Below are 6,515 nucleotides of genomic sequence, written 5' to 3'. Positions count from 1 at the left end.
GAGCTCGACCTGACGCCGGGGCTGATAGGGCGGGCGCGCGCAGAGAGGGGCGATGCCCCGCTGTCCTAGCCTGAAGGCAAAACGGAATAGACTGACCGACCGTCCGGCTGAGTCTGGGAAGAGGTGCCGGGCGGAGGGCGGAGCATGGCCACCGGACCCATCGAAACACATCTCCACCGTTCCTTCAACTGGGAAAATGCCGCCCCCGGGGCCCGCGAGGGGCCTCGGGGGCGTTCGGCTAGCTGCGGGAACGTCCTATCCGCTCAATGTGTTCGGCTGAGATCGGAAATCAACCCTTGCGCAGGACTGTAGAGCAGGAAACTTAGCCCGTGCCGGGCCCGCTGAGACCAGACCGGCGGGATAGACCGGTTCAGATGGGGCTTTGATGCATGGGTGGTCTGTTGATGGACAATTGGGTATGATGCTGTGGTTACTGCATCGACTCTATGATGCATGTTTGTACGTTCCCGGCGGTCGGTTTGCCAGAAGCGCCCCGTCGGTTGTTCCAGACCCGTTTCGAAGAAAGGAAACCACACTAACCTATGGCAGCTAAAAAATCATCTCCCTTGAAGATCATCCCGCTCGGCGGCCTTGATGGCATCGGCAAGAACATGACGGTCTTCGAGTGCGGCGACGACATGGTGCTCGTCGACGCTGGCCTTATGTTCCCCGACGATTCGCAGCCTGGTATCGATCTGGTACTCCCGGATTACACCTATGTTCTGGAGAACGAGGAAAAGCTCCGCGGCATCGTCGTCACTCACGGCCACGAGGACCACACCGGTTCGCTACCGTATCTGCTGCAGGACCTCAACAACAAGGTGCCCATCTTCTCGAGCAAGCTGACGCTTGGCTTTATCGAGGGTAAGCTCTCCGAGTTTCGTATTCGTGCACCCAAGTTCCGTGAGGTCAAGGGCGGTAGCCACGTCAATCTGGGTGGCATTTCGCTCGACTTCTTCTCGATGACGCACTCAATCCCGGGCGCTCTGGGCGTGTTCATCCGCACCAACCAGGGCACCGTTATGCACACCGGCGACTTTAAGCTCGACCAGACGCCCATCGACGGTGTCACGCCCGACTATGCCGCTATCAGCCGCTTTGCCAAGCAGGGCATCGACCTGCTGCTGTCCGACTCCACCAACGCCACGGTCCCCGGTTTTACCAAGTCCGAGGCCGAGGTTGGCCCCAATCTGCTGCATGCCATCAAGAATGCTCCGGGCCGCGTGTTCGTCGCGTCGTTCTCGAGCCACATCCATCGTCTGCAGCAGATCTGCGACGCCGCCCGCAAGTGTGGCCGCAAGGTCGTCGTGACCGGTCGTTCCATGCTCACCAACACCCGCGTGGCGCGCGAGCTCGGTTACCTCAACATCGATGACGCCGATATCATCGATGCCTTCGATATCGACAACCTGCCTGACGACAAGATCGTCGTCATGTGCACCGGTTCGCAGGGCGAGCCCCTGTCGGCCCTTTCGCGCATGGCCAACGGCGAACACAAGACGCTCTCCATCCACGAGGGCGATACCGTCATCCTCTCGGCAACGCCGGTCCCCGGTAACGAGAAGGCCGTCCAGCAGGTCGTCAACAGCCTGGCCAAGCTCGGTTGCGACGTGTGGGATAAGAACCGCGCTCTTGTCCACGTCTCGGGCCACGGTAGCCAGGAGGAGCTCAAGCTCCTGATGGCCATGGCCAAGCCCACGTACTTTATGCCGGTTCACGGTGAAGCCGTGCATCTGCGCGCCCATGCCCAGCTGGCTCGCAAGATGGGCATCAAGGACGATCATATCTTTATCCTCGATAACGGCGACACGCTCGAGATGCGCGGCGGTATCGTCAAACGCGGTACGCCCGTCGAGTCCGGCGTCGTCTACGTCGACGGCCTGCGTATCGGCGATACCGACCCCATCGTCCTGCGCGATCGTCAGAAGCTCGCCAACGACGGTATGGTTACCGCTGTTGCCATCGTCTCGCTTAAGCATAAGAAAATCGAGGCCATCGAGTTCTCGGGCCGCGGCGTCTCGTTTGCCATCGACGACCAGTTCTCTGAGGATGCCTCCGCGTCCATCATGAAGACGATCGAGAAGGGCAAGTTCAGCTTTACGAGCAGCGGTTCCGATGCTATTCGTAAGGCCGTGCGTGATTCGCTTTCTAACTTTATCTGGAGCCGTACGCGCACCCGTCCGATGATCATCCCGGTCGTCATGGAGGTTTAGTTTGGCGCGCGGATCTGCACAAAACGCCAAAGGTAATAAGGCCAATAACCAACCGGCATCTGCTAAGGGTGCCGGTTCCCATCTGCGTGCCAATAAGGGCCACGAGGCGGACTTCGACGATTTTGAGCCCTTGGTGGAGCCCTCGGCCAACCGCGATATCGCCGGCGTGGTCATCGCCGTTTTGGCGATTGCGTCCTTCATTGCCGTGATTTCGCCGGCGACTGCACCCGTTACGGCTGCGGTTGCCGGTTTCTACCACCTGGGCTTTGGTCTGGGCGCCTACGTGCTGCCGATCGTCATTTTGCTGTTTGCCGCCACGCTCTTTTTAGGCGAGGACTCGCCGCTCAACATTCGCTCGGTCGCGGGCGGAGCCGTGGTCTTTATCGCCGTTGTCTCCATTCTTTCGCTGGTGGTGCCGGGTACGAGCGACTCGTGTGACCTTATGTTCACGCCGCAAAATCTGTCCGCCTCGGGTGGCTACATCGGTGCGTTTATTGCGAGTGCGCTGCAGAATGCCCTGGGTAAGCCTATCGCGATGGTGGTCCTGTTGGGCCTTGTCGTCGTGGGCTTGGTCATCATCGGCTTTTCGGTTGGCGGCGTTTTGCGCTCTGCTCGCGACCGCGCGGCCGATTTTGCCGAGCGCCGTCGTGCCGATGTCAACGCCAGCCCGTGGGGTGACGACGAAGCCCTGTCGGTGCCCGGCGTTGCCCGTCCGCACCTGAGCATTCTTCGTCAAAAGGGCTCTGATGCTGCCGTGACCACGGTCATGGGTAACGATGTAGACCCGGTTTTGGACGATGACGACGAGGACGAGGATCCGTTTGTCGACGTATCCGATGCCGTGGAGGCCGAGCGCGCTAAGACGACGCTGATGCCGCGCCGTCATGTCAAGAAGGGCAAGGCCACACCCAAGTTGAATACGAGTGAGCCTGACCCGTCTTGGTCCGATAGCGAGATTGAGCTCACCGAGGGCGATGACGAGGACGACGAGGCTCCGATTGAGACCGCAAAGACAACTTTGCTGCCGCGTCGCCATGCAAAGCGCGACCAGGTAACCGGTCAGCTTTCGATGGAAGACGACCCCGATAAGATCGACGAGTCCGAGCCGCCGTTTGCCGTGAATCCTGTTTCGGCAGCACCTCAGATTCCCGACTTCTTGAAGCATTCCAAGGTTGCCGATGTGCCTGCCTCGAGTGCTGTCGAATCGGCTGCGGCTAGCGATGGGGGAGCGGATGGCGGCACCGCAGATAACGAGGGCGAAGAAGAGGACGGCCTCAAGCTTCCGCCGCTCGAAATCCTGCATGCCAACCCGCAGTCGGCATCCTCCGCGTCTTCTGACAAGGAACTTGAGCAGACTGCCGAGTCGCTTCAGTCCACGTTGCTTGAGTTTGGCCGCAGTGCCCGCGTGGTCGGCTGGATCGCCGGCCCCACGGTGACGACCTTTAAGCTGCAACCTGGCGAGGGCGAGCGCGTGAGCAAGATTTCGAGCCTCGAGGACGATATCGCGCTTTCGCTCGCTGCTCAGTCGGTGCGCATCTTTGCCCCAATCCCCGGCACCTCGCTCGTGGGCATCGAGATTCCCAATCGCAAGCGCCAAAACGTCAATTTGGGCGACGTGCTGCCCTATGTGAAGGGCGGCCCGCTCGAGCTGGCCATCGGCCGCGATGCCGAGGGCACGCCGGTTGTCGCCGACCTCGCCAAGATGCCCCACCTGCTTATTGCCGGTACGACCGGTTCTGGTAAGTCGGTGATGATCAATTCCATCATTACGACCCTGCTCATGCGCGCCCTTCCCGAGGATGTTCGCCTGATCATGGTCGACCCCAAGCGCGTCGAGCTTGCGGGCTATAACGGTCTGCCGCATCTTTACGTGCCTGTAGTGACCGAGCCCAAGCAGGCCGCGAGCGCTCTGCAATGGGCCGTGTCCGAGATGGAGCGTCGCCTGAAGGTCTTCGAGCGTCTTAACGTGCGTAAGATCTCGACCTACAACGAAAAGCAGGCTGCCGGCGAGTTTGAGCATTACGACAACCCGCCGCAAAAGATGCCCTACCTGGTCATCATCATTGACGAGCTCTCGGACCTGATGATGGTCGCCGGTAAGGATGTCGAGGCCTCGATCGTGCGTATTGCACAGCTGGGCCGTGCCGCCGGTATTCATCTTATCGTGGCCACGCAGCGCCCCAGCTCCAACGTGGTGACGGGCCTCATCAAGGCCAATATCACCAACCGCATCGCCTTTAACGTCGCCACGGGCATCGACTCGCGCGTCATCATCGACCAGATGGGTGCCGAAAAGCTCACCGGTTTGGGCGACATGCTGTTCTCCAAGGTCGACTGGGGCAAGCCCCGCCGTATCCAGGGCTGCTTTGTCTCGGATGACGAAATCAACGAGATTGTCGAGTTCGTCAAGTCGCAAAGCGAGCCCGACTACCACGAGGAGATTCTGTCGGCCGTGGCTCCTGCCTCGATGTCCATGGCGGGTGGTGGCGGTATAGTCCGCACCGGAGTCGCCGAGCCGCAAGACGATGACCCGCTCATCTGGGAAGCCGCCCATATTGTGGTGGAATCGCAGCTTGGCTCCACATCTGGCCTGCAACGTCGTCTGAAGGTTGGCTATGCGCGTGCCGGGCGTATTATGGACATGCTGGAAGAAAAGGGTGTCGTCGGTCCGCCCGACGGTTCAAAGCCGCGCGAGGTCCTGCTGGACGAGGAGGGTCTTGCCGCGCTGGAATCTGTCGACGCCGAGATGGCACGTGAAGATCGTGAGTTTGGAGGATTCTGATGGCTGCACGCTTTGGTGACATGCTGCTCGAGCAGCGTCGCCGAATGGGTCTTTCCATTCAGCAGGTCGCCAACACCATCAAAATCAGGCCGCAGATCATCGAGTTTTTCGAAACCGGTAACTTTGCTTCGATGCCGCCGCGCGGCTATGCGCAGGGCATGATTTCGAGCTATGCTCGCTTTTTGGGCCTCAATCCGCGCGAGGTCGTCAATGCCTACTTTGACGACCTGATGGCATACGAACGCGAGACGTCGCAGCAGGGCGGTCGTTTTCAGGACGCCGCCGGCTACGTTAATTCGCGTTCCTCGGTCGATAACGGGCGCTTTCTGATGGTTCAGGGCGGTCGTTCGACCCGCTATGGACAGCGTCCTCAGCAGGCCGGTTATATTACTGAGACGGGTTCGGGCGAGGAGATTCGCTCACAGCGTGACCGGTTCCGCAGTACGCCGATGCCCGAGGACCGTGCACTTCCCGCTGCTCGCGGCGTGGCGCGTGACCCTCGTGCCGGCTACGGCGACGGCGGCTATTCCGATCGCGGTTACCGTGGTGTCTCCACCGGACGCTCTCGCGGTGGCTATGCGGATGCCGATGCCGCGCAGGTGACGCCGCGTCTTCGCTCTCAATCACAGCCGTATGGCCAGCGCTCTTCGGCTTCGCGTTCGGGCCAGCGTGGCTATCAAGGCCGCGGTGAGCTTGCGCCCCGCTCGGGTCAGCGCAGCCTTCAGGGCCAGGGCGGCTATCGCGGCCGTTCCGATAGCAATCGCGGTCGTATGCCTCAGGGAGGCGGCCGCAGCAGTTCCGGTCGTGGACGCGGCGGATCACGTACTCCTCAAAACAACGGGCTCGATCCGCGTATCGTCTACGCCGGCATCGGTGCCGTTGTGCTGCTGTTGATTGTGCTCATCGTGGTGCTTCTGCGTGGCTGCGCATCTTCGGCGCCCGAGAACACGCCCGAGACGCCCACTGCTACCAAGATGACGACCAAGAAGTCTTCTAAGAAGACCGAAACGGTCGACGAGGACGATGACACCGATGAGGCGACGGATGAGTCGACTGATTCGGACGCTACCAAGACGACGGCCAAGAAGGAAGAGAACGAGGTCACGAAGGTCAAAGTCTCCGTTGCCAAGGGAAAGACCGCGTGGATTGAGGTCAAGGTTGACGGCAAGTCGGTCTATGGCGCCCAGGCGACTGGCCCCTTTGAGCAGGAGTACACGCCCGAGTCTTCGATCGAGATCACCACGTCCAAGCCTTCCGATGTCACCGTTACCAAGAACGGTGAAAAGGTTCGTTACGATACCAAGACCTCGGGCGTGGCGCGTGTGACGATCACCGTTCCCAAGAAGGAGACGTCTGATTCCGAGAATGGTGAAAGTTCTGATGGTACCGACACCACCGATGGTACCGATACCACCGACGGTACCGATGCCCAGTCCACGGATGGCGCCGATACCGCAACTGACGGTCAGACACCCACCGATTCTACCGACAATTCGTACGATAGCTACTAGGCCGCTCGT

The 6,515-nt window shown here is 60.5% G+C and carries 3 protein-coding genes; all 3 read left to right on the top strand.

Annotated elements, in window-relative coordinates:
• The first annotated feature begins 542 nt into the window (after window positions 1-542).
• From I2H19_RS07640 to I2H19_RS07630, 3 genes are read left to right on the top strand one after another with little or no spacing between them, the layout of a single operon-like run.
• Window positions 543-2,213: a ribonuclease J gene (locus tag I2H19_RS07640; RefSeq protein WP_006235967.1), complete on the top strand. Its 1,671-nt coding sequence runs from the start codon at window positions 543-545 to the stop codon at window positions 2,211-2,213.
• A gap of 1 nt (window position 2,214) precedes the next feature.
• On the top strand, window positions 2,215-4,995 hold the full coding sequence (locus I2H19_RS07635) for an FtsK/SpoIIIE family DNA translocase (protein ID WP_229089844.1): 2,781 nt from the start codon (window positions 2,215-2,217) through the stop codon (window positions 4,993-4,995).
• Window positions 4,995-6,506 carry a helix-turn-helix domain-containing protein gene (locus I2H19_RS07630; protein ID WP_195622254.1) on the top strand — a complete coding sequence of 504 codons (1,512 nt, stop codon included), beginning with the start codon at window positions 4,995-4,997 and terminating at the stop codon, window positions 6,504-6,506. Before I2H19_RS07635 ends, I2H19_RS07630 begins: the two co-directional genes overlap by 1 nt.
• The last annotated feature ends 9 nt before the right edge of the window (window positions 6,507-6,515 follow it).

The sequence above is a fragment of the Collinsella aerofaciens genome, from assembly GCF_015560135.1.
GTDB lineage: Bacteria > Actinomycetota > Coriobacteriia > Coriobacteriales > Coriobacteriaceae > Collinsella > Collinsella aerofaciens_AN.
Note: the sequence above shows the minus strand (reverse complement) of the source record. Positions and strands in the feature narration are given on the sequence as shown.